This window comes from Oscillibacter sp. (genome assembly GCF_032018205.1).
GTDB lineage: Bacteria > Bacillota > Clostridia > Oscillospirales > Oscillospiraceae > Oscillibacter.
In genome coordinates, this window is record NZ_DALZOY010000017.1 from 1 (window position 1) to 25,145 (window position 25,145).

Consider the following 25,145-nt stretch of genomic DNA (forward strand, 5'->3'; position numbering starts at 1 on the left):
CTCCGCGGGGCCGCCATTTATTATATATTTAAATCTTTTCTTTTATCCGGCATTTTACAGTCCGTTTCCCTGCGTCCGCTGGTCCAGCCTGCTGATTCCAAAGGCCAGAAGAAATCCTGCGCCCGCACACAGTGCCGAAAGAGCAAGCTCCCCCGCACCCCCGTAATGCACAGGGATAATCACCAGTGTAGAGGCAATCACAACCCCCAAAATCCCATGAAACGCAATGGAATAGTGCTTTTGAAACACCCAGTTCACCGCCCGCGCCAAAAGCGCCACCGTCAGAATCAGCCCCGGCAGCGTGGACAGCAGCACCGACAAATCAAGGCTCGACAGCCCGTCCATCAGGGGCTGATACAGCCCCAGCGCCATCAGCACGGAGGAAGCCGCCAGCCCCGGAATCACAATTCCCAGACCAAACAGCGCCCCGCTGAGGGTAAAAGACCAAAAATTCGGCTCGAGCTGAACGGACAGCACCCGTCCCACGTAAAACAGCACCCCAAAAATCGTCCCGGCGCAAACGCCCATGCTAACCCAGGATGCACGGCTGTGGCCCTCCTTCCCCGCCTCGCGGTAAAGAGAGGGAACCGTCCCCACAATCAGCCCGATAAACGCCCAGGTGGTTACTGCCGCAGATACGTTCAGGGCCGCCGAAATTCCCCTTGCAAAGCCCATAAAACCCACGGCGCAGCCCAATCCAAGGGCGGGAATCCGCCCCCAGTATTTTGGAAGCGCCCGCTTGGGATGGGTCAGCACCTCCATAAAAGGGCGGTATAAATCAAATGCCACGGCCAGCACCCCGCCGGACACGCCGGGCAGAATCGCTCCTGCCCCGATCAGCGCCCCGCAGAGAAAATCCCGCAGATAGCGCATCATGAAATTGTGGTTTTGTTTTGGCACACGCTACCTCCGCCTACTGTAAAAATACTGCTTTCATAATATATCAGTTCTGCCCTGAATTTGCAATTCGATTCCCCATATCCCTCTCTTCTTCTAATGGTTTTTTACGGTTTTTGTCGCTTTTCACAGAATTATTTTTGAGCTTTAGTCATTTTACAGCATTTTTTCCCTGTTGACAAACTCCTGAAACTTTCGTAAACTTAAGTGCAACAATTAAACATTGAAAAGACGATGAAGGAAAGAGTACGCAAACAGATACGTCGCAGAGAGCCTCGGCAGGTGAGAAGAGGTACGGAAGGGTTTGCGGAAGATGGTTCCGGAGTTGCGTGGTCGACCGCGTATGCGCAGGCCGCGACGGGAGCGCCCGTCAGCGCGCAGGAGTGTGACTGCACTCTCAAAGGCCGCCCCCGTGAGGAGGCGCGCGAACCAAGGTGGTACCACGGCGTTTTTTTACGCTCGTCCTTGATGCATGGCATCAGGGGCGTTTTTTGTTGCCCAATTTACTGTATAAAGGAGGATGCTTGCCATGTCCATGATCGAACTTGAGCATCTGACCAAAATCTTTGCCGGCGGCGTTACCGCGCTGGACGATGTGACCTTAAGCGTGGAGGCGGGAGAAATCTTCGGCATCATTGGCCTTTCCGGCGCTGGAAAATCCACGCTGGTGCGCTGTATCAACCTTTTGGAGCGGCCCACCGCCGGTGCCGTCCGTGTAAACGGCGCGGAGCTGACCGGCCTTTCCCAAAAGGAACTGCGCAAGGTCCGCCAGTCCATCGGCATGATTTTTCAGGGCTTTAACCTTCTCTTCCAGCGCACGGCGCTGGACAACGTGTGCTTTCCTTTGGAGCTTGCAGGTATGAGCCGGAGCGAGGCCCGGCAAAAGGCCCGTCCCTTTTTGAAGCTGGTGGGGCTGGAGGACAAGGAAGCAGCCTACCCCGTCCAGCTCTCAGGCGGGCAGAAGCAGCGGGTGGCCATCGCCCGCACGCTGGTGACGGACCCCAAGGTCATTCTCTGCGACGAAGCCACCTCCGCGCTGGACCCCACCACCACCCAGTCCATTCTGGCACTTTTGAAGGAGCTGAACGAAACCTTGGGCGTCACCGTGGTGGTCATCACCCACGAGATGACGGTTGTGGAGCAGATCTGCGACCGGGTCGCCATTATTTCCGACAGCCACATTGTAGAGCAGGGCGCGGTGGCAGACGTGTTCCACCATCCTCAAACCCCTGCGGCCCGGCAGCTCATCACGCCCCGGGGCGCCATCTCCGAAAAGAGCAAGATTCACGGTCCGCTGTACCGTATTACCTTTGACGGCAACACCTCCGACCAGCCCATTGTCTCCGGCATGGTCCTCGCCAGCGGCGCGCCGGTAAACATCTGGTACGCCGACACCAAGGATATCGACGGCAACGCCCATGGACAGATGCTTCTGGAGCTGCCGGAAGACTATGAGCAAGCTCAAAAAATGCTGGCGTTTTTAAAGGAACACAAAGTTACCTACGAACGGGAGGAGGCCGCGTACTATGGCTGAGATTTTTACATCTGCGTTTTGGCATCAATACGGCCCCCTTCTCGGGCAGGGCACAATCGACACCCTGATTATGACTGGCATTTCCACCGTCTTCGCCTACCTGCTGGGCCTTCCGCTGGGCATCCTGCTCAGTATCACCCAGCCCCATGGTATCCTGCCCCGCAGAGGTCTGAACCGGGTGCTGGGCTGGATTGTCAACGTGGGCCGCTCTCTTCCCTTTATTATCCTGATGGTGGCCATTATGGACTTCACAAAGTTCATCGTGGGCACGAAAATCGGTATCCGGGGCGCGATTGTCCCGCTGGTGATTTCCGCCGCCCCCTTCATTGCCCGGATGGTTGAAACCTCTCTGGCAGAGGTGGACGCGGGCGTGGTGGAAGCGGCGCAGGCCATGGGTGCCTCCCCCTTCCAAATTATCTGGAAGGTCTATCTGCCGGAGGCGAAGCCCTCCCTGTTGCTGGGCGGCTCCATTTCCATCATCACCATTCTTGCCTATACCGCCATTGCCGGTGCGGTGGGTGCGGGAGGGCTGGGCGACCTTGCCATTCGATATGGCTATCAGCGCCGCATCCCCTCCATGCTGCTGGTCACGGTGATTTTCATTATTCTGCTGGTGCAGGGCATTCAAACCATTTTCAGCTTCCTGTCCGCAAGAATAGACAAGCGCCTGAAATAAAAGCGGCCCTTTTCCCGGCGCTTTGATTTTCGGGTCCGCTTGCTGGCCTTCCCCTTCCGTTATTTTTTTGACCCCTTCTTCCTGTCGGCGCGCGACGGCGGGAAACGCGGCCATTGAAATATAACTTCATCCCATCAACATATATCTGACTTTAATGGAGGAACAACTGATGAAAAGAAAACTTCTTGCTCTTACTCTGGCCCTCGGCCTGACCGCTTCTCTTGCCGCCTGCGGTAACTCCGGTTCCGGCTCTGCGGCTTCCGGCTCTGCCGGATCTGGTTCCGCTTCCGCTTCCGGCTCCGCTCCTGCTGAAACCGTGACCCTCAAGGTCGCCGCCTCCGCCACTCCCCACGCCGAAATTCTGAACGCCGTGAAGGACGTTCTGGCCCAGCAGGGCATTGACCTTCAGGTCACGGAATACGGCGACTACGTGGTTCCCAACACCGCCGTGGAGGAAGGCAGCGAAGATGCCAACTACTTCCAGCATGTGCCTTATCTTGATAACTTCAACGCTGAAAACGGCACTCATCTTGTGAATGCGGGCGGCGTGCATATCGAGCCCATGGGCATTTACGCAGGTAAGACCACCGCTTTGGCCGACCTCGCCGACGGGGCCGTCGTCGCCATCCCCAACGACGCTACCAACGAGGGCCGCGCCCTCCTGCTGCTGGAAGCGCAGGGCCTCATCAAGCTGAAGGACAGCGCCAACCTGACCGCCACGCCCAACGACATTGCGGAGAACCCCAAGAACCTGACCTTCAAGGAGCTGGAGGCCGCTATGATTCCCAACACCGTTGAGGAAGTAGACCTGTCCGTCATCAACAGCAACTATGCCATGGAAGCGGGCTTCAACCCCGTGGAGGACGCTCTGGCCATTGAGGATGCCAACTCCCCCTATGTGAACATCATCGCCGTGAAGGAGGGCAACGAGAATAACCCCGCCATCCGTGCGCTGGTGGAGGCTCTCCAGTCCGAAACTGCCCGTGATTTCATCACCACCACCTACGGCGGTGCCGTCATCCCCGCAGTCTAAGCGTTTACCGGCTGTCCCCTCTTTTTGAAAAGCTTTTCCGCCGAGCGCATTTGTGCGAAGTCTGCGGAAAGTAAAAATTGAACGGGCGGGGGGAAGAAACTTCCCCGCGCCCGTTTTTCAATCGCCGCCCTTATGACGAGCACCCGAATGCACTGATTTTGAAGCGCCGCCCTCGGGCGGCTGGCCCATAAATGCACTCGCTCCAGAGCTTTCCATTATCAGGCGGCAGACCCTTTACAGAAAAAAGACCGCTCACGCGGTCTTTTTTCAATATTTTCTTATCGCGTGGGGATGACCTCAATCCAGTACCCGTCCGGGTCTTGAATAAAATAAATCCCCATTTTCGGATTTTCAAAGCAGATACAGCCCATTTTTTCGTGACGCTGATGCTCCGCCTCGTAATCGTCTGCCCGCAGGGCCAGATGAAATTCGCACTCTCCAAGATCATATTTCTGGGGATGGTCCCGCAGCCATGTCAGCTCCAGCCGGAAGTCTGTCTTTCCGTCCCCCAGATACACGATAATGTAGCTTCCGTCCGCGGCCTCCTTGCGGTTCCCTACCGGCGTCAAATCCAGCGCCTCTTTGTAAAATACCAGTGACTTGTCCAAATCGGACACGTTGAAGTTAAAATGATTAAAGCTCAGCATTGTCTCTCCCCTTAAAACGTCCTGTTGTTTGCGCCGCAGTTATTGAATGGCTCTTGCCTCCACATAATAGCGCTTATCCTGCGCGTGGCCCATGGAGAAGGTCTTCCGGGGCAGCACGCCGTCGGCCATCACGGTTTTGAAAAGCTGCTCCTTGCCCATGGCGGGCAGCTTGAAGCCGATGTTGCCGGGCTTCGCACCCAGCTCATCCGTCACCTCGTCGCCGTGGATGTAGTCCACTTCGCCGCCGCCGTTATCCTTCAAATACTCGTCGATAAACGCCTGAAGCGTCCCCACCTCAAGCTGGACCTTGGGGTCCGGCACGGTGAGAAAGCCCTTGCCGCCCGCCCAAGTATAGGCGATGGTGTGGCCCTCACCCTCGCCCTCATGGGCAGAGGGATAAAACACCTTAAAGGCCGCCAGCAGCTTCTCCGCGTCCACGTCAAACACCACCCGGTGAATCGGCTCGAACTTCAGCGCGTCGTCGTGGTTATTCACCACCTCCACCAGTGCATACCGCTCCGGCAGAGTGGCCCACTGCTCCTTGGGCGTGACCTTCTTCTTGTTTTCATAGCAGGTCTTTGCCGTGGCAAGGGAATGGTTACCGTCGCCCACGGCGAACAGGAGGGGCGCAGCGTCCTTCATGCCATACTTCCGTTCCATCTGGTCGGGGGCACACAGCGCCGTCAGCGCGTCTGCGATAGCGTCAGTCTGGGCCTCGGTCAGCTTCCAGCCGATCAAATGCCCGCCGCCCTGCTGCAAATCGAAATCATAAAGCTTTTCCATGGCGCCGCTCTGGCCGCCCAGCGGCTCAATCACCGTTTCGTCGGGATCGTCGATCAGCAGCATCACGTGGGGCAGCTCCACCGGCGCGTCCTGCCGCACCTTCACCCGAGGGGGAATGCGGGAAAGAACGGTTCCCTCTGTGGCGCGGATCAGCGCGCCGGAGCCGGGCGTGTAGTCATACTGGTCCAAATCCACCATGCCCACCAGACCGTGGCGCACCTTCCCGTCAGACTGGGTGCGTTCCATATAGATGAGAGACGCAGGCAGGGTTTTGAACACGCCGCCCTCCACATATTTTCGCATGGACGCATTGATGTCCGCAATATGTTTCTCCACGTCCGGGTCGTTCAGCTTGGCCTCCGGCAGAATCAGGCGCAGGGTAGAGGGCGCTTCGCCCACCGCCTGCTCCACCGCCTCCCAATACTCCGGCTGAGAGGTAAACTGGTCGCAGGCCACAACGGCCCACTTTTCCATATCTGCGCTTGCGGGCAGCAGGATATCCGCAGGATAGAAGCCCAGGCGATTGAATTTCTCGTTCATGTGAGTCTCCTTTTCCAAATTTGCAAATTTTTTGGCGCACTGCGCCATTGTGCTTGTCTTCCCAGTATACTATACTCCGCCGCCGGATTCAACGGGAGTCTGAAATTTTTCTCCCCGTCGGTATGATTATCCGCGCTTTGGGGCATACTCCACCCAAACCCCGGATAATCAGTTTTTAGGAGGTATGTTTTATGGTAATCGACAAGATCGCACTGGTGCTCGCCATTATTGGCGCGCTGAACTGGGGCGGCGTCGGCCTGTTTGGCTTCGACACAGTCGCCTTCCTCTGCGGCGGGCAGATGGCCGCCCTCTCTCGCATCATTTATGCGCTGGTCGGCCTGGCAGGTCTGTGGTGCATCACGCTGCTCTTCCAAAGAGGCGAGGAGCGCAGAACCCACGTAGCGTAATCTCAAAAAATTTCTGCAATCATTGTAAGCGCACGAACGGACCACCAATTATGGTCCGTTCGTGCGTTTGCGGTCCAAGAGGTATTTTGCCACATACGAGGCAAAATAATTTAATTTTTACCGCCGAGCCGCAAATCCCCCGTGGCTTTGTAATATAGGGCAGGGAATGTAAATTTCCCTGCCCTATATTGTTTTTTCTTCCGTCTGTGTCTAAATCTCGTTGTGCTTTTTTTCATAAAAATTGCCCATTTAGGAGGGTATCCCGCTGTACAAGAGACAATATACAAGAAAGATGCGTAAAACTTTTTACACAGTGCGCCCCCTTTTATTTACAAAAAATACGGGATTCCCCCTTGCCACAGAGACGAAATCGTTTATAATAGAACCAGAATCCGTATTTTAAGGATTGCTTCCAAGAAACAAGGAGGTTTATATGCGAAAGACAAAAATTGTCTGTACTCTGGGCCCCGCCACCGACAAGGAGGAGACGCTCCGTTCCATGCTGGAGGCTGGACTGAACGTGGCCCGGTTTAACTTTTCCCACGGCACCCACGCCGAGCACAAGGTGCGGCTGGACATGGTAAAAAAGCTTCGGAAGGAGCTGAACCTGCCCGTGGCCACCATGCTGGACACCAAGGGCCCCGAAATCCGCCTGCGGGATTTTAAGGACGGTCGCGTCCAACTGCAAGCAGGTCAGGAATTTACCCTCACCACCCGCGATGTTCCGGGGGACGAGCATATCTGTGCCGTCACCTATCGGGAACTCCCCGACGACGTGGTTTCCGGCGGCGCGATTTTGCTGGACGACGGGCTTATCCGCCTCACAGTGCTGGAAATCAAGGGAGAAGATATCGTCTGCCGTGTAGAAAACGGCGGAAGCGTGAAAAATCACAAAGGGGTCAACGTCCCCGGCGTGCGCCTTTCCATGCCCTATCTCAGCCAGCGGGACCGGGAGGATATTCTCTTTGGCGTGGAGCAGGATTTCGACTTTATTTCTGCCAGCTTCGTCCGCAGCGCGGCGGACGTGACGGATCTGCGCCGCCTGCTCAGCGCCGCCGGGTCTTCCATTCGTATCATCGCAAAAATTGAAAATCAGGAGGGCGTGGACAATCTCTCCGAAATTCTCTCCGTGGCCGACGGGATTATGGTTGCCCGGGGCGACATGGGCGTGGAGATTGATTTCACGGAAATCCCCATTATTCAAAAGGACATCATCGCCCAGTGTGCCGCTGCGGGAAAGCCTGTCATCACCGCCACACAGATGCTGGACTCCATGATGGAAAACCCCCGCCCCACCCGGGCGGAAATCACCGACGTGGCCAACGCCATTTATGACGGCACCTCCGCCATCATGCTCTCCGGAGAAACAGCCGCGGGCAAATACCCGGTAGACGCGGTGAAGACCATGGATGCCATCGCTCTGCGCACGGAATCCGATATCAACTATGCCAAGCGGATGCGCAGTGCCGACGGGGACCACCGTCTCTCCATTGCCGCCGCCACAGCCCACGCCGCCTGCACCACCGCCGCCGATGTGGGGGCGGACGCCATTATCACCGTCAGCCAGCGAGGCACCACTGCCCGGCTGGTCAGCCGTTTCCGTCCCGTCACACCGGTGATTGCCTGCCTGCTGGACGAACGGGTTCAGCGCCACATGGCTCTAAGTTGGGGTGTCATCCCCATTCTGATGCCCGTGGCTGGAGATTCCGACGAGCTGGTAGACTTTGCTGTGGAGACCGCCGAAGCCGCCGGGCTTGTAAAGCAGGGCTCTTTGGTGGTGGTCACCGCAGGTGTGCCTGTGGGCATCCCCGGTACCACCAATATGATCCGGGTCCATCTGGTGGGCGGCGCGCTGTTTACCGCTGTGGGCGTTGGCCGGGGAAAGGCCTCCGGCCCCCTGTGCGTGTGCCGTACGCCGGAGGAGGTTGCAGAAAAGGCTCGTCCGGGCTGCGTGTTGGTGGTTCCCTTCACCACCAACGACATGCTCCCCGTCATGCGTACCTGCGCCGCCATCATCAGCGAGGAATCCGGTGCAAACAGCCATGCCGCCACCGTGGGTCTTGCTCTGGACAAGCCGGTCATCGTGGGCGCGAGCGGGGCCACTCATATCCTCACCGACGGGATGCAGGTGAGTGTGGACTGCGCCCACGGCACGGTTCAGCGTCTCCCCGGATAAGCGCCCCTGAGAAACGCGTCCGGACCCATCCTCGCAATGGAAGCGCTCTCCTTTGAACAATATAACATCGGGCACGGGGAAATCGATTCCCCGTGCCCTCGCTTTTTAGATATTCACTTCCTCACGAAGATCGAAAAAGCCTTTCCGTATCGCTGTGCGGAGTTTTTATCGCACCCGCCCCAACTCAGGGCTTTTCCTTTTCCAAAACCGCATCGGCAGACGCTTCTTTCCCGCCGTCATCCGTCACGGGCGCTTCCGCCTCCGGCTCAAAACCGTTTTCTTCAGAAGTTTCCACATTTGTCCCGGAGACGTTCTCCTCCACGCCGGACACTTCCGCTTCAGGCGCAGAAACGATTTCCTCCGTCCCGGCTATCTCCGTTTCCGCTTCAGAATCCGCCGCCAGAGCAGCTCGCTCCATCTGCCGGACCCACAAATCGCTGCCGTCCTTTTTCCGAATCACGATGTTGTAAAACAGGGCCACCGCCGCGCACACCGCCAGCACCAGACTCAGCGCCTGAGAAACGCGGATGGGCGCGCCAAAGATTGTCCAGTCAAAGAGGTACAGGCTGTCCGTCCGCAGCCCCTCAATCCATGCTCGGCCAAGGCCGTACCACAGGAAATAAAAGCAGGCGCTCTCTCCGTCAAACCGGCGGGCCTTGCTGACGATAAACAGCACCAGCAAAAGCCCCACCAGATTCGAAAGGCTTTCGTAGAGGAACGTGGGGTGCACCTCCACGGACTGGTACTTACTCACCCATAGCTGCATCCGCCACGGAAGGTCGGTGGCTGCGCCGAAGGCCTCCCGGTTGATAAAGTTGCCCCAACGCCCGATGCTCTGGCCCAAAAACAGGCCCATGACACAAAGGTCCACCATGGCGGTAAACTTCAGCTTTTTGATTCTGCAATAGACATAGGTCACCAGAATGCCCACGATTACCGTGCCGTAGATGGCAATGCCGCCGTCCCACACGGCCAGCATCCGCAGCCAGTCAAACCCGCCGTCCGCGTTGCGGTACAAATCCAGATAAAAAATCACATAGTAAATGCGGGAGCCGATGATGCAAAGGGGCGTGGCCCAGAGAATCATGTCCAGCACATTGTCCTCCGTCAGACCAAACCGCTTGGCCTGCTTCATGCAAAGGTACAGCCCCGCCAGCAGCCCCAGCGCCAAAATGATGCCGTACCAGTAAATACCGTGCCCGATGTGAAGCGCCACAGGATCGGGATCGATTTCAAACCCGCCGAACAATCCCGGAAACCCGATGGGCATATCACTCAGTGCTTTTAAATTCGTCAAAACAGAAACTTCCTTTCGCCGCGCCTTATTTCGGCTGAATCACGGACATCGCCGCGCGGTCCTCTGTCAGCTCGTCCCGGATAAATGCCCGGACGTCCTCTTCGGTGATGCCGTCAAAGGCCTCTGGGAATTTCAGCGCGTCATAGCCCGCAAAATGCCCCTCCGTCAGCGACACGGCGATGCTTTCAAAGGAGTTCATGCTCCGCAGCATCGTGCCGAAGGCCGCCTTGCGCACCCGCTCGTAAAAGTCATGGTCCAGCCCATCCGCCGCAAGGCGGCGGGCCTCTTTTTTGATCTCCGCAGCCACTACGTTCACGTCCCGGCTGTCGCCTCCCGCGTAGAGGTAGGCCGTGTCGGGCATCATCTCGAACGCGCCGCCGAAGCTCCCGTTGACCAGTCCCTGCTCATACAGCCGCTGATACAGCGGACTGGAATCCCCCAGCAGCAAATCGCTCGCCATGCCCCCAATCAGGCTCCGCCGGAGAAAATTTTCTCCCTGCGTCGAGGGCGTACACTTAAAGCCCAGCAGGAATTGGGGCATGGAAACCTCCATCCTCCGGCTGACCTCCCGCTGCGCCACGCCCGCAGGCTCTTCCCCGTGGTCCCGTGGAATGGCAGGGCCGCTCTCTTTTGGCAGAATGGACGCGGCAATTTCCTTCACCCGCTCCGCATCCACGTTCCCCACCACCGTCAAAACCATGTTCCCCGGGGTGTAGAACGCCTTGTGGCAGTCATACAGCGTCTTGGCCGTAATCTCGCGGATGCTCTCCACGCTGCCCGCGATGTGAGTCTTCGCGGTGTTGTTGTGATACAGCGCCCCCATCATTCCGGCATAAACCCGCCAGTCGGGGTTATCCTCAATCATCCGGATTTCCTGAGAGATAATGCCCTGCTCCTTTTCAACGCTCTCATCCGTAAAATATGGGACCGAGACAAAGGACAGCAGAATTTTCAGGTTTTCCTCAAACTTCTCCGTGGAGTCGAAGTAATACCCCGTCATGGCATTGGAGGTAAACGCGTTGGGTTCCGCCCCGTTTTTCGCAAGATCCTGAAGCGCGTTGCCCTCCTCGGTGTCAAACATCTTGTGCTCCAGATAGTGGGCAATGCCCGCCGGAGTGTCCATCCACGTTCCATTCAGTTGAAAGCGGGTGTCCATCCCGCCGTATCGTGTGGCAAAAAAGGCATAGCTTTTTGCAAAGTCCGGCTTGTAAACCACGTTGATCGGCAGGCCGTTGGGCAGCACCTCCCGGTAAACGGTTTCACCAATGCGCTGATAAAGCTCCTTTTTCATGCTCCGGCCTCCTCTCCCTTAAGAAAATACACAGTGTCCAGCGATACGGACCCCATGGCCTCCCGGATACGCTCCGGCGTCACGGCGCGAACGCCCTCGGCCAGCTCCTCCGGCGTATCCTCCCGGCCCGAGGCCATCCGCCCCAGCCAGAAATTCTCAAGCTTGCCCTGAGAATCCCCGATGGTGGCATAGGCGTTGCACAGCGTGCTTCGCGCCCCCTCCAGCTCCCAGTCGTCCAGCGCGCCGTCCTGCACGGCCTTGAGCTGAATCAAAATCTCACCGTAAGCCCGCTGGAAATTTTGAAATTCAATCCCGGAGGATACGGTAATCACGCCCTTTTCCCTGTGAAGCTGGGACGAGGCGTAATAGCAAAGGGACAGCTTTTCCCGCACATTCATAAACAGCTTGGAATTGCTGCTTCCGCCAAACAGGGTGTTCCCCATCAGCAGCGCGGAAAAGTCGTCGCTGCCGCAGGCAAAGCCCATGCCCAGCTTTCCCTGGGTCACGTCCATGGCGTCGGTAATGCGCAAAGCTTCGGCTCTTGCCGTGTGAGGCAATGTCTTGGGCAGAGGGGACACCGTTGTGCGGGGAAGAACGGACAGCGCCTTGGAAAGCGCGTCCGCAACCCGGGCAGGCTCCGCGCCGCCGCAGTAAAACAGCTCCAGCGGAGCGGCGGAAATCATTTTGAGATAGGCCCCATAGACCTGCTCCCCCGTCAGCGCCTCCGCCGTCTTTTCGTCTCCAAACCGGCTCACACCATAGGCCTCTCCGGCACACATCTCCTGTAAAAGCCGCAGGTCGGCATAGTCCCGCTTGTCGTTGAGAATACTGCGGATCGCGTCCACCAGATTTGTCCGCTCACTGTCCACATACTCAGGCAGGAACCTTCCATTCTTCATGGCCGGGTCACAGATCACCTGCCCCAACAGCTCCGCCACCGGCTCCAGAAGCTTATCCCCGCCGGGCGTAAACGCGTCGTCAATCAGACTGGCCACAAAGCCCACGCACTGTCGCTCTCCTTTTTTGCGCACCGTGTAGTCAAGCTCCGCTCCATACAGCCTGTCCAACTCCGCCCCCAGCGCGCCCATGTCCGGGCACCGGGCGCAGCCCCTGCGCAGCACCGCCGGCAGCAGCGCCTGAACCGCCGCCGTCTCCTCCCGAATAGGGGTCATGAATTGGGCGGAGAGCAAGTCGGTCTTAAATTTCCGCGCAGGCATGCAGGTGAGGTGCACTCCCTCCGCAAGCTTTGTTCTGGTTTCTTTCAATTTCAGGCTCCTTCCTGTCGTTTCAAATAGATATAGTATACCACAGTCTCGGCGGGTTATTGTGGCATATATGTTAAATCGTGTCAGTTTGTATCATCGGATATTCTACCGCAAGCGCAAAGTTCTCTTGGCAGAATAGGCCATGCTTTTCAGTTTCCCAAAAGCCGAAAGCAAACCGCTGAAATCAAAGCATTCCGCCTATTACTCGGCTAGTATACCGTATTCTCTCCGCAAATTCAAACTCTATTTTGGCTGACCTTGGAAAATATAAACCGCCTTTTTTCTCCGCCGGGTGGGGCAGGTCGCTCCAGCGGTAAAGCATCTTTCCCTCTCCGTCCGTCCTTTTATCCCACACACCGGCGAAGCACCCGTAAAAAATTCCCCCGTGCCACCTTCTCCAACTCCTCTTGGTTCAGGCCCAGCCGCTTCAAACATTCAAAGAAATTCGGAATCCGTGCCGCGTCCTCCAGTCCCGGCGTGCGCGGCTCGTCCTCTTCCCCCTCCAGAAACTCGCAGAAGTCAAACCCGCAGCCCACGTGGTCAATTCCCATCACCTCAATCATGTGGGCGGCGTGAAGCGCCAGCGTCTCCGCCGTCTGTCTGGCGGGGTCGGCGTGAACAAAGTCGTGAAAGACGTTCACCCCCACCACGCCTCCCGTGTCACGGATGGCCCGGAGCTGCCCGTCCGTCAGATTCCGGGGCACGTCGCACAGTGCCCTGCAATTGGAATGGGACGCGACAAACGGTCCCTCAGTCAACTCCGCTACATCCCAAAACCCCGCTTCGTTCAGGTGGGAAACATCCAGCAGCATTCCCTTTTCCTGCATTCTGCGTACCACCTGCTTCCCAAGCGCGGTCAGCCCGTAATCCTCACCGGACATCGCTCCCGCTCCCAGCGCGTTGGCCTCATTCCATGTCAGCATGGCGTGCCGCGCACCCAAATCGTAATATGTGTCAAGCCACGCCGGATCCTCCCCCGCGCAGGCCATCCCCTCCACACCGATGTAAACATAAAAGACGCTCTCCCGTCGGGCTTCCAGCATTTCTTCATAGGTATGAACAATGCGAAACCCCGTCGATTCGGCGATTTCCTCCCGGATGCAGTCCATCATCTGTCGAGTGCGGGCCGCATGATCCGCGTCGTGGGGCGGATCCACCCAAATGGCAAAAACGCCGCCCTCCACCCCGCCTTTTTTTAGCCGAGGCAGATGGTGATTGCAAAAAACATCTTTCTCTCCCCGTATCCGCCGTACCGTCACGTCGGTCCAGATGTCGGAATGTGCGTCAAAAACCATAGTTTCCTCCTTTTCATATCGCGCCTAAGCGTCTTTTGGGAAGGCGCTTACGCCCATCGCCACCCCAGTTTTATACCAAGTCCTATTTTTCAGGACTTCTGAAATTTTCTTCCCTTTTTCCCTTGACTTTTCGCCCGGATTCCTGTAAACTGAATGTCGTTGTAAAGTCATATAACTTTACAAGTATTCGGTAAGGGGGCGTTTTCTTTGAAAAATCAAACCTATCGCATGACCATGCTCTACGATTTTTATGGGGAGCTACTCACTGACCGGCAGCGCGAATTTTTTGACTACTATTATAATAACGACCTATCCCTGTCGGAGATCGCGGAAAACGCTGGCATCTCCCGTCAGGGCGTTCGGGATGTGATTGTCCGGGCGGAGGGCGTGATGCAGGAAATCGAGGACAAAACGGGCCTCATCCGCCGGTTCGAACAGCTTCGCGCGCAGGTGGACGGGCTTTGTGCCGCGGCTGCGGAAATTAAGGCGCTGAACCGCCGGTATGAGGACCCCCGCCTTGGGGAGCTGGCCGATACGGTGGCGGTCGCCGCCAATGCGCTCAGGGAGTAAAAGATGGCATTTGAGGGACTTACAGAAAAACTGAACGCCGCCTTTAAACGGCTGCGTGGCAAGGGCCGCCTGTCGGAGGCCGATGTGAAGGAAGCCATGCGGGAAGTCCGTCTGGCCCTTCTGGAAGCCGACGTAAGCTACAAGGTGGTTAAAGACTTTGTTGGAAAGGTCACGGAGCGTGCCGTCGGCAGCGACGTGCTGGACAGCCTGACCCCCGCCCAGCAGGTCATTAAAATTGTAAACGAAGAACTCACCGCACTGATGGGCGGCACGGACTCCCGCCTGATCATGGCCAACAGCGGGCCGACCGTGGTGATGCTGGTGGGCCTTCAGGGCGCGGGCAAAACCACCAACGGTGCAAAGCTTGCGGGCTATCTGCGTAAGCAGTACGGCAAGCGGCCCCTGCTCGTCGCCTGCGATGTGTACCGTCCCGCCGCCGTGGAGCAGCTCAAGGTCGTGGGCGGGCAGCTTGATTTGCCCGTGTACGACGAGGGTCAGGGCGACCCGGTCAAAATCGCGGAAAACGCCCTGCGCCACGCCCGAGACCATGGCAACGATCTGGTGCTTCTGGATACCGCCGGGCGGCTCCATGTTGACGACGCGCTGATGGACGAGCTTCGGCGGATGAAAACCGCCGTCCGTCCCAACGATATTCTCCTCGTGGTGGATGCCATGACCGGTCAGGACGCGGTAAACGCCGCCTCCGCCTTTGACGAGGCGCTGGGCATCGACGGAGTGGTCCTCACCAAGCTGGACGGCGACGCCCGGGGCGGCGCGGCCCTCTCCATCCGAGCCGTCACGGGAAAGCCCGTGAAATTCGCGGGCACCGGGGAAAAACTGGACATGATCGAGCCGTTCCACCCCGACCGCATGGCCTCCCGCATTCTCGGCATGGGCGACATGCTGACGCTGATTGAAAAGGCCGAACAGAACTACGACGAAAAGCAGGCCCGAAAGCTTCAGGAAAAACTGCGGAAAAGCAGCTTCACGCTAGAGGATTATCTGGACCAGCTCCGTCAGCTTCGGGGTATGGGCGATCTGAGCCAGATTGCCGGGATGCTGCCGGGCATGGGCGATAAGCTGCAAAACGCCACGGTGGACGAAAAGGCCCTCTCTCATACGGAGGCCATCATCCTCTCCATGACCCCCCGAGAGCGGGAAAATCCCGATCTTTTGAATGCCAGCCGCAAGCGGCGCATCGCCACGGGCAGCGGCTGCCCGGTGGTGGAGATCAATCGGCTTTTAAAGCAGTTTGAAATGGTCCGGGATTTGACGAAGCAGGTGTCCCGGGGCCGGTTCACCGGCTTTGGCGGCATGGGCCACGGCCCGGGCAAGAAGAAGCGTAAAAAGAAGTAAGGCCCGTTCAAGTATATAAGTGCAGCCGCATTTATAGATAAAATTTCTGACAATTTTTTTGGAGGTACACATTTATGGTTAAGATCAGACTGCGCCGCCTCGGCGCCAAAAAGGCTCCCTTTTACCGTTTGGTGGTGGCCGATTCCCGCTTCCCCCGGGATGGCCGCTTCATCGAGGAAATCGGCACCTACAACCCCTGCGTCAGCCCCGCCGAAATCAAGATTGACACTGAGCGTGCCCAGGCCTGGATTAAGTCCGGTGCCCAGCCCACCGACACGGTGCGGGCTTTGCTGAAAAAAGTGGAAGTCCTCTAAGCCGGAGGGCAGATATGAAGGACTTGCTGCTCTATATCGCCAGAAACCTCGTGGACGATCCTGACGCCGTTTCCGTCACGGAAATTCCCGGCGAGCAGGAGCTGACGTTGGAGCTGCGCGTCGCCCCCGACGACATGGGCAAGGTCATCGGCCGTCAGGGTCGCATCGCAAAGGAGATACGCACCGTGGTGCGCTCCTATGCCCAGCGTACCGGTACAAAGGTTTCCGTGGATATCATGGACTGACGCATCAATAAAGGGAGCGGTGCTTGCTGCACCGCTCTCTTTTCTATTCTCCTGTCTTGCGCGCTGGGAGCTTTACAATTCTCCGTTCCGTTTTTTCATCAGCCGGACAAATTCCGACAGCGCCAGCAGCACCGCACCATAGACCGCAAATGTGATCCACGTGCTCAACGCCGCCATCACTGAAAAGCCGGTATATTCCCCCATGATTTGTCCGCCGATGGTAAAGCCCATGACAAGCCCCGCAACCCAAACCACGATTGCCAGCACAAACAAAAGCTGATAAACCGGCCAGACGGGCCAGTCCTTTTTCGTCTTTTTCTCCACCTCGTGGCACAACGCGGCGTATTCCTCGTCCGTCACATCCAGAGGTTCCTTTCGGCAGCGCTCTCCGCTGTCGTCAAAATCCGGATAATTCTCCGCGGTCCCGCTCTCCGGCATGGGGATTACGCGATACAGCCCCAGTTCAAGCAAAAATGACTTTTGCGCCTTTCGTCCAGACTCTTCCCGCTCCTGCCTGCTTCGATTCAAAAATTCCTCTACCTCTTTTTTCACGGCGAAATCATTCCTCCTCTTTTTCTTTATCATAGCCGCCCCGCCGCCCCTTGTCAATCCGGCGTGGGTTGGGTATAATACTTTTATATCATCCTGTGAAACTTCCGGAAGGAGTTACAAATGAAACTGGACTTTATTCAAATCGGCCGCATTGTCAACGCCCACGGTATCCGCGGCGAGGTGCGGCTGCTGCCTCAGGGCTTCGATCCCGCCTATCTCACCGACTTTAAGACCTTTTATTTGGGCAAGGACAAGACTCCCATCGTCCCCACCGCAAACCACGTCCACAAAAGCTTTGTCCTCTTAAAGTTCCCCGGCGTGGACGACATGAACGCCGCTCTTTCTTATAAGGAGCAGCCCATCTTCATCCGTCGGGAGGATGCAGAGGACGGCGAGCCTTTTGACGACGAGCTTCTTGGCATGGACGTAAAAAATGCCGACACCGGCGAGCTTCTCGGCAAGCTGACCTTGATTGAGGACTATCCCGCCAGCAAGGTCTACACGGTGACAGGCACGCACACTTACCTCATTCCCGCCGTGCCGGAGGTTTTCATCAAGTCCGTGGATTTAGACGCGAACGAAATGCTGGTCCACATTCTGAAAGGAATGGAAACCGATGCGGATTGACATTCTGACCCTGTTTCCCGAGGCCGTGGACGCCATGCTGAACGTCAGCATTCTGGGCCGGGCGCAGGAACGTGGGTTTATCGCCATAAAGTCCCACCAGATTCGTGAATATACCACCAATAAACAGATGCAGGTGGACGATTACCCCTACGGCGGAGGCCGGGGCGCGGTGATGCAGGCCGACCCGCTCTACCGCTGCTGGGCCTACGTGACGGAAACCTTTGGCTCTGGGCGCACCATCTATCTCTCCCCCTGCGGGCGGGTGTTCACCCAGACGGTGGCCCGGGAATTGAAGGAGCGGTACGATCATTTGATTCTGGTCTGCGGGCACTACGAGGGCGTGGACCAACGATTTTTGGACGAGTGCGTGGACGAGGAACTATCCATGGGCGACTTTGTCCTCACCGGGGGGGAGATTCCCGCCATGGCGGTGTGCGACGCGGTGTGCCGCATGATTCCCGGCGTTTTGCCGGATGAAGAGTGCTTCACGGAGGAGTCCCACTGGGACGGACTGCTGGAGCACCCGCAATACTCCCGTCCCGCCGTGTGGCACGAACGTGAGGTTCCTCCCATTCTGGTTTCCGGCGACCACGCCAAGGTTGCCGCCTGGCGAAAGAAGGAGAGCTATAAGCGCACCATGGCCCGCCGGCCGGACCTCTTTGCCGCCTTTGACGAGACACAGCTTGCCACAAAGGCAGAGCGGAAAATTCTCCAGCAGGCCAAAGAAGAATTTGCAGTCGACTCGGCACCCCTTCCTCAAACGGAGTCCTGATCAGATTTTTGCAGCCGAACCTTCACCCACTCCTTCCTTCTGTTCGTTTCAGTAATATTGTTTTTGACAAAATGCAACATTTTATTTAATTTATACTTGCAAAATTTGGCTATTGCGTGATATAATTCAAAAAAGTCACCCGGGTTTTTGTTGCGGTTCCATCCGCCAACGCCGGAACTCATACTTTTTAAGGGGGACAGCGGTGTGGGCTGTCCCTCTGCTTTTGAGGACTCCGCAATCCGGGTAGAAACTAACTTGGGAGGGTATTGTTTTGAAAGAGAACGCTTTTGCAAGGCCCCAAAAAAACCGAGAAAAGCGGGGCCGCCGGTCCGGCATTCAAAGCCGGATTGTCCTTTTGGCGGTCTTATCCTGCGTCGGCTCCCTGCTGCTTTCCAACCTCATCGGCGGCTTTATCACCACCTCGTCCGGGCACGCCTCTTCCTCCCGGCTTCTTGAGAGCAAAACCGGCGGCGTTGCGGCGCAGGTTTCGGAGTATATGAACAAGGCCTACGCCGTGGCCGAAGGCCTTGCATACAGCGGCGATCTTCGCTATCCGGACCCGGAGGCACAGCGCGGTGCGCTGGTCACCACTCTTGAAAACAACCCCTATTTTATTCTGTTTTATCAGCAGGGTACCGACGGAGAGCAAACCGCCCGAAGCTCCGGAAATCTTGGCAACCGGGCGGACCGCTGGTGGTTTAAGCAGATCATGTCCGACTCTCAGCCCTTCATCACCAAGTCCTATCTGGACATCAATACGAAAAGCGCCGTCTCTTCCATCATTTATCCCGTCTACGCCCCCAGCCCGAACAAGCAGATGTCGGGAGTTCTGGGCTGCGATTTGAGCCTTGAAAAGCTTCAGGAGATTGTGGATGACTATAACACGGAGGACACCTATTCCGTCATTGTGGACGGAGAGGGCGTCGTGGTGGCCCATCCGGACGCAGAGCAGGTGGCCGAAATGTACAACTATCTCACCGGCGTCAAAACGGTGGTCACAGGCGATCAGGAGTCTCAGGAGGATTTTGCGCTTTCCCCTGCGCTGAAGGCTCTGACCGCCGCCGCTCTGAGCGGTGAAAGCGGCATTCAGGAGCAATCCGACGAAAATGCGATTTACGCCTACGCACCCATTTCTCTCCCCGGCGGGTCGGACGGCTGGGCCGTGGTTACCATTCAAAACCGATCTGCCGCCTATGCCGACACCACGCGGATGATTCAGTCTAATATTCTTCTGGCGCTTGTGCTTTTCGCCGTCATCACAGCTGTTTCCCTGCTGTTCAGCCGCAGGCTGGTCCGCCCGCTGCGTGAGCTTCACCGCGCTGCGGTCCAGATTGCCGATGGGGACTTGAATGTGGAACTCTCGGTTTCCAGCCGGGATGAGATTGGCGAACTTGCCCTTTCCATGCGCGCCACGGTAGACCGGCTGAAATCCTATATGAATTATATCAACGAGATTACCGATGTTCTGAAACAGCTCTCCACCGGCAATATGCGCTTCACCTTGGTCTGTGACTACACAGGGGAGTTTTCCAAAATCAAAGATGCGCTTATGTCCATTCAGGTGACAATGACCCGCACCATGTTGCATATCCGGCAGGCCTCCGACGAAGTGTCCAGCGGCTCCGAGCAGGTGGCCAACGGCGCGCAGGCGCTCTCCCAGGGCTCCACAGAACAGGCCAGCTCCACCGAGGAATTGGCTGCCGCCATTGAGGAGCTGTCCGCCAAGGTCCGCCAGAACGCACAGGATGCCGCCGAGGCCAGCTCCATCTCTGCGGATACCGAAGCCTGCATTTCCGAGAGCAACGCCCGGATGGCGGAAATGACCGCTGCCATGCAGGAAATCGAAACCACCTCCGGCGAAATCGGAAAAATCATCAAAACCATTGACGACATTGCTTTCCAAACCAACATATTGGCCCTAAACGCGGCGGTGGAAGCCGCCCGTGCGGGCGAGGCGGGCAAGGGCTTTGCCGTGGTGGCGGACGAGGTGCGAAATCTCGCCGGAAAATCCGCCGAGGCAGCCAGAAGCACCACCGCCCTGATTGAAAACGCTCTGACCTCCATTCAGGCAGGCACGCATATTGCCAATACCGCCGCCGAATCCATGGGCGCTGTGGTGCAGCATACCGAGTCCATCAACAAGAAGATCTGCAACATTGCGCAGGCTTCCGACGAGCAGGCCCACTTCGCCCGGCAGATTACCACAGGCATCGACCAGATTGCCTCCGTGGTGCAGAACAACTCCGCCACCGCCGAGCAAAGCGCCGCCGCCAGCGAGGAACTTTCCGCACAGGCGCAGACCTTGAAAACACTGGTAGACAGTTTCGTTTTGGGAGAAGACGACGATCTCTGATCGCTTCATTCCCATTCCAAAGGCAACATCCGGTGGGGACGCTTTGCGTCCCCACCGGATGTTCTCTATACGGACTGAAAAACCCATTTCCTTCTTCTCTAAAACGTGCTATGATAAGTAACATATAGAATTTACCGCACTTTCAGGCGGGCCGCCCCACGCGCGGCGGCGGGAAGGACTTTACTGTATGATTTCTCAGAAAATGCTGGCTTTGGGCCAATCCCGCTCCTGCATCCGGGAGCTGTTTGAATACGGCATGAAGCAGGCCGCCGTTGTGGGCCGGGAAAACGTCTTTGACTTTTCCATCGGAAACCCCTCCATTCCCTCTCCGGGCGCGGTGAACGAAGCCTTTTTGAACATCGTGCGCACCGAGGACAGTTTGGATATCCACGGCTACACCTCCGCCGCAGGCTATCCCGGCGTGCGCGAGGCCGTGGCAGACGATTTAAACGCCCGATTTAATGCCCGTCTCCGTCCCGAAAACCTGTTCTTCACCTGCGGCGCGGCGCCGGCGCTCATCGCCGTGGTGCGGGCGCTGGCGGTAGAAGGTGCAGAAATTGTGGGCGTGGCCCCCTTCTTTGCCGAATACCGTCCCTATGTGGAGAGCAACGGTGCAAAGTTTGTGGTAACGCCGCCCGACATAGAGCATTTCCAGATTCGGCTGGATGACATGGCAGCCCTCATTAACGAGCATACGCAGGCAGTTCTTATCAACTCCCCCAACAACCCCTCCGGCATCGTCTATACCAAGGAAACCCTTGAAAAGCTGGCGGCCCTGCTGACGGAAAAGAGCCGTCAGGTGGGCCACCCCATCTATATCATTGCCGACGAGCCTTACCGGGAGCTGGTGTACGACGGAGCGGAGGTAAGCTGGGTCCCCAATCTCTATCCCAACACCGTGGTATGCTACTCCTATTCCAAATCCCTGTCCCTCCCCGGAGAGCGGATCGGCTATGTCTGCGTGCCCGACAGCGCGGCAGACAGCGATCTGCTGTTCGCTGCCGTGGCGGGAGCCGCCCGGGTTCTGGGCCATGTCTGCCCCCCCTCTTTGCAGCAGCGCGTTGTGGCCCGCTGCGCTGCGGAGCGGCCGGACCTTGCCGCCTACGACAAAAACCGCCGCGCCCTCTACGACGCGCTTACTTCCTTCGGCTACGATTGTCCCAAGGCCAACGGTGCGTTCTATATGTTTGTCAAGGCCCCCGGCGGCAGCTCCAAGGCGTTTTCCGACCGGGCCAAGGAGAAAAACGTTCTGGTTGTTCCCGGCGACGATTTTGGCTGCCCGGAGTATTTCCGCCTGTGCACCTGCGTGTCTTATGACACCATTCAGCGCAGCCTCCCCCTGTTTAAGGAACTGATCGAAACCTATCGCTGAACGCACAAATCGCTTTCGCTTCTGTGCTGTCCTTCAAGATAAAGCCGAACATCAGATACTATTAGGAGGCAAAACGCCATGGATTCCGGACTTAAAATCAAGCTGTATTCGTTTACCATCGATTGCACAAACCCCTATGACTTGGCAAAATTCTACGCGGAGCTGCTGGGATGGACCATTCCCTTTTACGATGAGGAATACGCGTGCCTTGGCGCTCCCGGCGCGCAGCAGGGCGCATACCCGGGCATTACCTTTCAGAGGAATCCTCTTTATACGCCGCCCGTTTGGCCGGAAGCGCCGGAATCACAGCAGCAAATGGCCCATCTTGATTTTGCGGTCAACAATTTGGATGAGGCCGTGACGCACGCAATCCACTGCGGGGCAACTGTTGCAGCGGCGCAGTTTTCCGATCACTGGCGGGTAATGCTGGACCCCGCCGGGCATCCGTTTTGCCTGTGCCAGATGCAGCCGCTGATGGAAAGCCCTGATTTTTCCCTGCTGTAAGGGAATTTCCGGGAAATTTCCGTCCGCTATTTCACCGAAATCTTAAAAAAGCAGCCGTACAGAATTATCTGTACGGCTGCTTTCGGTTGCATATGGAAAAAGCTTACTTCAGCTCGACCTTCGCGCCGGCTTCCTCCAGCTTGGCCTTCATGGCCTCGGCGTCGTCCTTGGACAAGCCTTCCTTCAGAGTGGCGGGAGCGCCCTCGACGGTCGCCTTGGCCTCGGCCAGACCCTGATCGGTGATCTCGCGGACAGCCTTGATGACCTTGATCTTGGCAGCGGCGTCAAAGCCGGTCAGGACCACGTCGAAAGAGGTCTTCTCCTCGGCAGCGGGAGCGGCAGCAGCGGCGGGAGCAGCCATAGCGGCGGCAGAAACGCCAAACTCCTCCTCCAGAGCGTGCACCAGCTCGCTCAGCTCCAGAACGGTCAAACCCTTGATCTCTTCGATCATAGCGGTAACTTTCTCAGACATAATAGTAGCCTCCTAAATAAAAGTTTGGTTTAGATTTGGGTTCCGCTTATTCAGCGGCGGGAGCGGATTCCTCCGCTGCGGGAGCCTCGGCGACGGGAGCGGCTTCGCCGCCCTTCTCCGCGATCTGCTTGAGAACCACGGCCAGGCCCGTGATGGGGGCCAGCATGGTGCCCAGAACCTGCGCCTGCAGGATGGGCAGCGCGGGAATTGCAGCCAGAGACTGGATGGTGGCGAGATCCACCACCTTGCCGTCCATAAAGCCGCCCTTGATCTCGAACTTGCCTTCCATCTTCTTGGCGTAGTTGCTCATGATGCGGGCGGGAGCAACCACATCTTCGGACAGAGCCAGAGAAGTGGTTCCGTTCAGCAGACCGTCCAGCTCACCGTAGCCGACGTTGTTGAACGCGAAGCGCAGCATGGTGTTCTTCACAACAGAGTACTCCACGCCGTTTTCACGGCACTCGCGGCGAAGGACGGTGTCCTCCTCAACGGTGATACCCTTGTAGTCCACCAGGACGCCTGCGGTGGCCTTCTGAACCTTCTCGGTCAGCTCCGCCACAATCGCTTGCTTTGCACTCAGGACTTTTGCGTTAGGCATTCTTGTTTCACCTCCAGAGATTTTTGCGGAATGTCTCTGCTCTCCGGCGCAGGCCGTCACGCAGAAAAATTCCGGGGGGTGCGTTCTAAAAAGGAAACCGTCCTTGTGCCCAAAAGACACAAGGACGGAATAGCTTCATCAAAAGCCGTCCTCGGCAGGATTTCCGGAGTTTCCTCCCACCTGCTGTCTTTGGAACGCACATTGTATTATATCAAACCGTCGGAATTTGTCAAGCGGTAAATTCCCGGTTGGATATCGGTTTTTTTGCTCAGACCAGCTTGGCGGCGTTCATCTTCACGCCGGGGCCCATGGTGGAAGCCACCACGCAGCTGCGGATATACTGACCCTTGGCGGCGGCGGGCTTTGCCTTGACAATGGCGCCCATCAGCGCATTGTAGTTCTCCGCCAGCTTCTCGGGGCCGAAAGAGGCCTTTCCGATGGGGCAGTGGATGATGTTGGTCTTGTCCAGACGATACTCGATCTTACCGGCCTTCACTTCCTTCACGGCCTTGGCCACGTCGGGAGTGACGGTGCCAGCCTTGGGAGAGGGCATCAGGCCCTTGGGGCCCAGCACCTTACCCAGACGGCCCACCAGGCCCATCATGTCGGGGCTGGCAACAACCACGTCAAAGTCAAACCAGTTTTCCTTCTGAATCTTCTCCACCAAATCCATGTCGCCCACATAGTCGGCGCCGGCTTCTTTTGCGGCGGCAGCCTTGTCATCCTTCGCGAAAACAAGCACGCGGACGGTCTTTCCGGTGCCGTGGGGCAGAACGATGGCTCCGCGGACCTGCTGGTCTGCGTGCCGGGAGTCCACGCCCAGCTTTACGTGCAGCTCGACGGTTTCGTCAAACTTGGCGACGGCGCACTTGCACACCAGGCCCATGCCCTCCGCCGTTTCATAAAAGGTACCCTTATCGATCAGCTTTGCGCTGTCGGTATACTTCTTGCCTCTAAACAATGTTATTTCCTCCTCATAGTGGTTCTTCGGAATTCATCCTCCCACTGTATGCGGCCCTTGCGCCGCGCAAACGGGGACGAGTGGCGGCTCAGTCGCCCACCACAACGCCCATGGAACGGGCGGTGCCGGCGATCATGCTCATGGCGCTCTCCAGGCTGGAGGCGTTCAGATCGCGCATCTTCAGCTCTGCGATCTTCTGGATGGACGCCTTGGTAATGGTGGCCACCTTGGTCTTGTTGGGCACGCCGGAGCCGGACTCGATGTTGCATTCCTTCTTGATGAGAACCGCCGCGGGGGGGGTCTTGGTGATGAAGGAGAAGGAGCGGTCGCCGTACACCGTGATGACCACGGGGATAATCATACCCATGTCGTTCTTTGTGCGCTCGTTGAACTCCTTGGTAAACGCGGCGATGTTCACGCCATGCTGGCCCAGCGCGGGGCCCACGGGGGGAGCGGGTGTCGCTTTGCCCGCGGGAATCTGCAGTTTTACGTATCCTGTAATTTTCTGTGCCACTTTAGTAGCACCTCCTGTTTAAAATGTGGTGGCGGCCTTCCGGCCCCCTTTGGCGGGACAACGGTCCCTCCCACTTGCAGCGGACGCGTGTCCG

26 protein-coding genes and 2 other annotated features are annotated in these 25,145 nt (G+C 57.4%); of the genes, 14 read left to right on the top strand and 12 right to left on the bottom strand.

From position 1 onward, the window contains the following. Positions 1-54: 54 nt before the first annotated feature. The gene (locus tag RTU96_RS12340) at positions 55-900 is read right to left on the bottom strand and encodes an undecaprenyl phosphate translocase family protein (protein ID WP_312636923.1); all 846 of its coding nucleotides are present in this window, start codon (positions 898-900) and stop codon (positions 55-57) included. Positions 901-1,122: 222 nt separating this feature from the next. Further along, positions 1,123-1,367: a binding site (T-box leader), on the top strand. A gap of 65 nt (positions 1,368-1,432) precedes the next feature. Here RTU96_RS12340 and RTU96_RS12345 point away from each other — a divergent pair. The 3 genes from RTU96_RS12345 (at position 1,433) to RTU96_RS12355 (ending at position 4,140) form a co-directional block, all read left to right on the top strand. Next, positions 1,433-2,431, top strand: coding sequence for an ATP-binding cassette domain-containing protein (locus RTU96_RS12345; RefSeq protein WP_312636973.1), 999 nt, complete (start codon positions 1,433-1,435; stop codon positions 2,429-2,431). Next, entirely contained in the window at positions 2,424-3,107 is a 684-nt protein-coding gene (locus RTU96_RS12350; protein WP_312636924.1) for a methionine ABC transporter permease, read from the top strand. Before RTU96_RS12345 ends, RTU96_RS12350 begins: the two co-directional genes overlap by 8 nt. 169 nt (positions 3,108-3,276) lie before the next feature. Next, entirely contained in the window at positions 3,277-4,140 is an 864-nt protein-coding gene (locus RTU96_RS12355) for a MetQ/NlpA family ABC transporter substrate-binding protein (RefSeq protein WP_312636925.1), read from the top strand. Positions 4,141-4,418: 278 nt separating this feature from the next. Here the strand turns inward: RTU96_RS12355 and RTU96_RS12360 are convergent, their stop codons facing one another. Continuing rightward, positions 4,419-4,787: a VOC family protein gene (locus RTU96_RS12360; RefSeq protein ID WP_312636926.1), complete on the bottom strand. Its 369-nt coding sequence runs from the start codon at positions 4,785-4,787 to the stop codon at positions 4,419-4,421. Positions 4,788-4,826: 39 nt separating this feature from the next. Beyond that, entirely contained in the window at positions 4,827-6,110 is a 1,284-nt protein-coding gene (locus RTU96_RS12365; RefSeq protein WP_312636927.1) for a DUF1015 domain-containing protein, read from the bottom strand. A gap of 191 nt (positions 6,111-6,301) precedes the next feature. Here RTU96_RS12365 and RTU96_RS12370 point away from each other — a divergent pair, with 191 nt between their 5' ends. Next, positions 6,302-6,517, top strand: a complete 216-nt coding sequence (locus RTU96_RS12370; protein ID WP_293010360.1) for a DUF378 domain-containing protein — start codon at positions 6,302-6,304, stop codon at positions 6,515-6,517. Positions 6,518-6,950: 433 nt separating this feature from the next. After that, positions 6,951-8,693 (top strand): pyruvate kinase, encoded by a 1,743-nt coding sequence (gene pyk / locus RTU96_RS12375; RefSeq protein WP_312636929.1) that lies wholly within the window; start codon positions 6,951-6,953, stop codon positions 8,691-8,693. A 184-nt stretch (positions 8,694-8,877) separates the two neighbouring features. Here pyk and lgt read toward each other — a convergent pair whose 3' ends face one another. The 4 genes from lgt to RTU96_RS12395 form a co-directional block, all read right to left on the bottom strand. Further along, entirely contained in the window at positions 8,878-9,990 is a 1,113-nt protein-coding gene (lgt, locus tag RTU96_RS12380) for a prolipoprotein diacylglyceryl transferase (RefSeq protein WP_312636930.1), read from the bottom strand. A 25-nt stretch (positions 9,991-10,015) separates the two neighbouring features. Then, entirely contained in the window at positions 10,016-11,281 is a 1,266-nt protein-coding gene (gene yfmH / locus RTU96_RS12385; RefSeq protein ID WP_312636931.1) for an EF-P 5-aminopentanol modification-associated protein YfmH, read from the bottom strand. Beyond that, positions 11,278-12,546 carry an EF-P 5-aminopentanol modification-associated protein YfmF gene (gene yfmF, locus RTU96_RS12390; RefSeq protein WP_312636933.1) on the bottom strand — a complete coding sequence of 423 codons (1,269 nt, stop codon included), beginning with the start codon at positions 12,544-12,546 and terminating at the stop codon, positions 11,278-11,280. Before yfmF ends, yfmH begins: the two co-directional genes overlap by 4 nt. 344 nt (positions 12,547-12,890) lie before the next feature. Continuing rightward, positions 12,891-13,841, bottom strand: a complete 951-nt coding sequence (locus RTU96_RS12395; RefSeq protein ID WP_312636934.1) for a dipeptidase — start codon at positions 13,839-13,841, stop codon at positions 12,891-12,893. Positions 13,842-14,048: 207 nt separating this feature from the next. Between RTU96_RS12395 and ylxM the strand changes: the two genes are divergently transcribed. The 4 genes from ylxM (at position 14,049) to RTU96_RS12415 (ending at position 16,326) form a co-directional block, all read left to right on the top strand. Further along, positions 14,049-14,411 carry a YlxM family DNA-binding protein gene (gene ylxM / locus RTU96_RS12400; RefSeq protein WP_312636935.1) on the top strand — a complete coding sequence of 121 codons (363 nt, stop codon included), beginning with the start codon at positions 14,049-14,051 and terminating at the stop codon, positions 14,409-14,411. 3 nt (positions 14,412-14,414) lie between these two features. Next, entirely contained in the window at positions 14,415-15,767 is a 1,353-nt protein-coding gene (ffh, locus tag RTU96_RS12405; protein WP_312636937.1) for a signal recognition particle protein, read from the top strand. Positions 15,768-15,841: 74 nt separating this feature from the next. Continuing rightward, the gene (gene rpsP, locus RTU96_RS12410) at positions 15,842-16,081 is read left to right on the top strand and encodes a 30S ribosomal protein S16 (RefSeq protein ID WP_293010378.1); all 240 of its coding nucleotides are present in this window, start codon (positions 15,842-15,844) and stop codon (positions 16,079-16,081) included. 14 nt (positions 16,082-16,095) lie between these two features. Further along, positions 16,096-16,326: a KH domain-containing protein gene (locus RTU96_RS12415; protein ID WP_293010380.1), complete on the top strand. Its 231-nt coding sequence runs from the start codon at positions 16,096-16,098 to the stop codon at positions 16,324-16,326. Positions 16,327-16,398: 72 nt separating this feature from the next. Here the strand turns inward: RTU96_RS12415 and RTU96_RS12420 are convergent, their stop codons facing one another. Then, positions 16,399-16,878: a hypothetical protein gene (locus RTU96_RS12420; RefSeq protein ID WP_312636938.1), complete on the bottom strand. Its 480-nt coding sequence runs from the start codon at positions 16,876-16,878 to the stop codon at positions 16,399-16,401. Between the two features lie 120 nt (positions 16,879-16,998). On the opposite strand from RTU96_RS12420, the gene rimM reads away from it, so the two are divergent. The 5 genes from rimM to RTU96_RS12445 all read left to right on the top strand — a co-directional run bounded on the left by rimM (position 16,999) and on the right by RTU96_RS12445 (position 22,506). Next, positions 16,999-17,505 (top strand): ribosome maturation factor RimM, encoded by a 507-nt coding sequence (gene rimM, locus RTU96_RS12425; RefSeq protein ID WP_312636939.1) that lies wholly within the window; start codon positions 16,999-17,001, stop codon positions 17,503-17,505. Then, complete coding sequence (gene trmD / locus RTU96_RS12430; protein ID WP_312636940.1) at positions 17,495-18,277, top strand: tRNA (guanosine(37)-N1)-methyltransferase TrmD; 783 nt, start codon at positions 17,495-17,497, stop codon at positions 18,275-18,277. The genes rimM and trmD overlap by 11 nt, the downstream gene beginning before the upstream one ends. Before the next feature lie 271 nt (positions 18,278-18,548). Continuing rightward, the gene (locus RTU96_RS12435) at positions 18,549-20,630 is read left to right on the top strand and encodes a methyl-accepting chemotaxis protein (RefSeq protein WP_312636941.1); all 2,082 of its coding nucleotides are present in this window, start codon (positions 18,549-18,551) and stop codon (positions 20,628-20,630) included. A 187-nt stretch (positions 20,631-20,817) separates the two neighbouring features. After that, complete coding sequence (locus tag RTU96_RS12440) at positions 20,818-22,002, top strand: pyridoxal phosphate-dependent aminotransferase (RefSeq protein WP_312636942.1); 1,185 nt, start codon at positions 20,818-20,820, stop codon at positions 22,000-22,002. Between the two features lie 78 nt (positions 22,003-22,080). After that, complete coding sequence (locus RTU96_RS12445; RefSeq protein ID WP_312636943.1) at positions 22,081-22,506, top strand: VOC family protein; 426 nt, start codon at positions 22,081-22,083, stop codon at positions 22,504-22,506. A gap of 103 nt (positions 22,507-22,609) precedes the next feature. On the opposite strand, the gene rplL is transcribed toward RTU96_RS12445, so the two are convergent. From rplL to rplK, 4 genes are all read right to left on the bottom strand, one after another. Continuing rightward, entirely contained in the window at positions 22,610-22,978 is a 369-nt protein-coding gene (gene rplL / locus RTU96_RS12450; RefSeq protein ID WP_312613643.1) for a 50S ribosomal protein L7/L12, read from the bottom strand. Between the two features lie 46 nt (positions 22,979-23,024). Beyond that, positions 23,025-23,576: a 50S ribosomal protein L10 gene (gene rplJ, locus RTU96_RS12455; protein ID WP_312636944.1), complete on the bottom strand. Its 552-nt coding sequence runs from the start codon at positions 23,574-23,576 to the stop codon at positions 23,025-23,027. 82 nt (positions 23,577-23,658) lie between these two features. Next, positions 23,659-23,787 (bottom strand) — a sequence feature (ribosomal protein L10 leader region). A 57-nt stretch (positions 23,788-23,844) separates the two neighbouring features. Next, positions 23,845-24,537 (bottom strand): 50S ribosomal protein L1, encoded by a 693-nt coding sequence (rplA, locus tag RTU96_RS12460; protein ID WP_312636945.1) that lies wholly within the window; start codon positions 24,535-24,537, stop codon positions 23,845-23,847. An 88-nt stretch (positions 24,538-24,625) separates the two neighbouring features. Then, positions 24,626-25,051 (bottom strand): 50S ribosomal protein L11, encoded by a 426-nt coding sequence (gene rplK / locus RTU96_RS12465; RefSeq protein ID WP_293010403.1) that lies wholly within the window; start codon positions 25,049-25,051, stop codon positions 24,626-24,628. Positions 25,052-25,145 lie beyond the last annotated feature (94 nt).

Excerpts from the sequence above, each read along its gene's own strand:
- RTU96_RS12345 (WP_312636973.1), top strand. The coding sequence starts at position 1,433 with ATGATCGAACTTGAGCATCTGACCAAAATCTTTGCCGGCGGCGTTACC.
- RTU96_RS12350 (WP_312636924.1), top strand. The coding sequence starts at position 2,424 with ATGGCTGAGATTTTTACATCTGCGTTTTGGCATCAATACGGCCCCCTT.
- RTU96_RS12355 (WP_312636925.1), top strand. The coding sequence starts at position 3,277 with ATGAAAAGAAAACTTCTTGCTCTTACTCTGGCCCTCGGCCTGACCGCT.
- RTU96_RS12360 (WP_312636926.1), bottom strand. The coding sequence starts at position 4,787 with ATGCTGAGCTTTAATCATTTTAACTTCAACGTGTCCGATTTGGACAAG.
- RTU96_RS12365 (WP_312636927.1), bottom strand. The coding sequence starts at position 6,110 with ATGAACGAGAAATTCAATCGCCTGGGCTTCTATCCTGCGGATATCCTG.
- RTU96_RS12370 (WP_293010360.1), top strand. The coding sequence starts at position 6,302 with ATGGTAATCGACAAGATCGCACTGGTGCTCGCCATTATTGGCGCGCTG.
- pyk (WP_312636929.1), top strand. The coding sequence starts at position 6,951 with ATGCGAAAGACAAAAATTGTCTGTACTCTGGGCCCCGCCACCGACAAG.
- yfmH (WP_312636931.1), bottom strand. The coding sequence starts at position 11,281 with ATGAAAAAGGAGCTTTATCAGCGCATTGGTGAAACCGTTTACCGGGAG.
- RTU96_RS12395 (WP_312636934.1), bottom strand. The coding sequence starts at position 13,841 with ATGGTTTTTGACGCACATTCCGACATCTGGACCGACGTGACGGTACGG.
- ffh (WP_312636937.1), top strand. The coding sequence starts at position 14,415 with ATGGCATTTGAGGGACTTACAGAAAAACTGAACGCCGCCTTTAAACGG.
- rpsP (WP_293010378.1), top strand. The coding sequence starts at position 15,842 with ATGGTTAAGATCAGACTGCGCCGCCTCGGCGCCAAAAAGGCTCCCTTT.
- RTU96_RS12415 (WP_293010380.1), top strand. The coding sequence starts at position 16,096 with ATGAAGGACTTGCTGCTCTATATCGCCAGAAACCTCGTGGACGATCCT.
- rimM (WP_312636939.1), top strand. The coding sequence starts at position 16,999 with ATGAAACTGGACTTTATTCAAATCGGCCGCATTGTCAACGCCCACGGT.
- trmD (WP_312636940.1), top strand. The coding sequence starts at position 17,495 with ATGCGGATTGACATTCTGACCCTGTTTCCCGAGGCCGTGGACGCCATG.
- RTU96_RS12440 (WP_312636942.1), top strand. The coding sequence starts at position 20,818 with ATGATTTCTCAGAAAATGCTGGCTTTGGGCCAATCCCGCTCCTGCATC.
- RTU96_RS12445 (WP_312636943.1), top strand. The coding sequence starts at position 22,081 with ATGGATTCCGGACTTAAAATCAAGCTGTATTCGTTTACCATCGATTGC.
- rplL (WP_312613643.1), bottom strand. The coding sequence starts at position 22,978 with ATGTCTGAGAAAGTTACCGCTATGATCGAAGAGATCAAGGGTTTGACC.
- rplJ (WP_312636944.1), bottom strand. The coding sequence starts at position 23,576 with ATGCCTAACGCAAAAGTCCTGAGTGCAAAGCAAGCGATTGTGGCGGAG.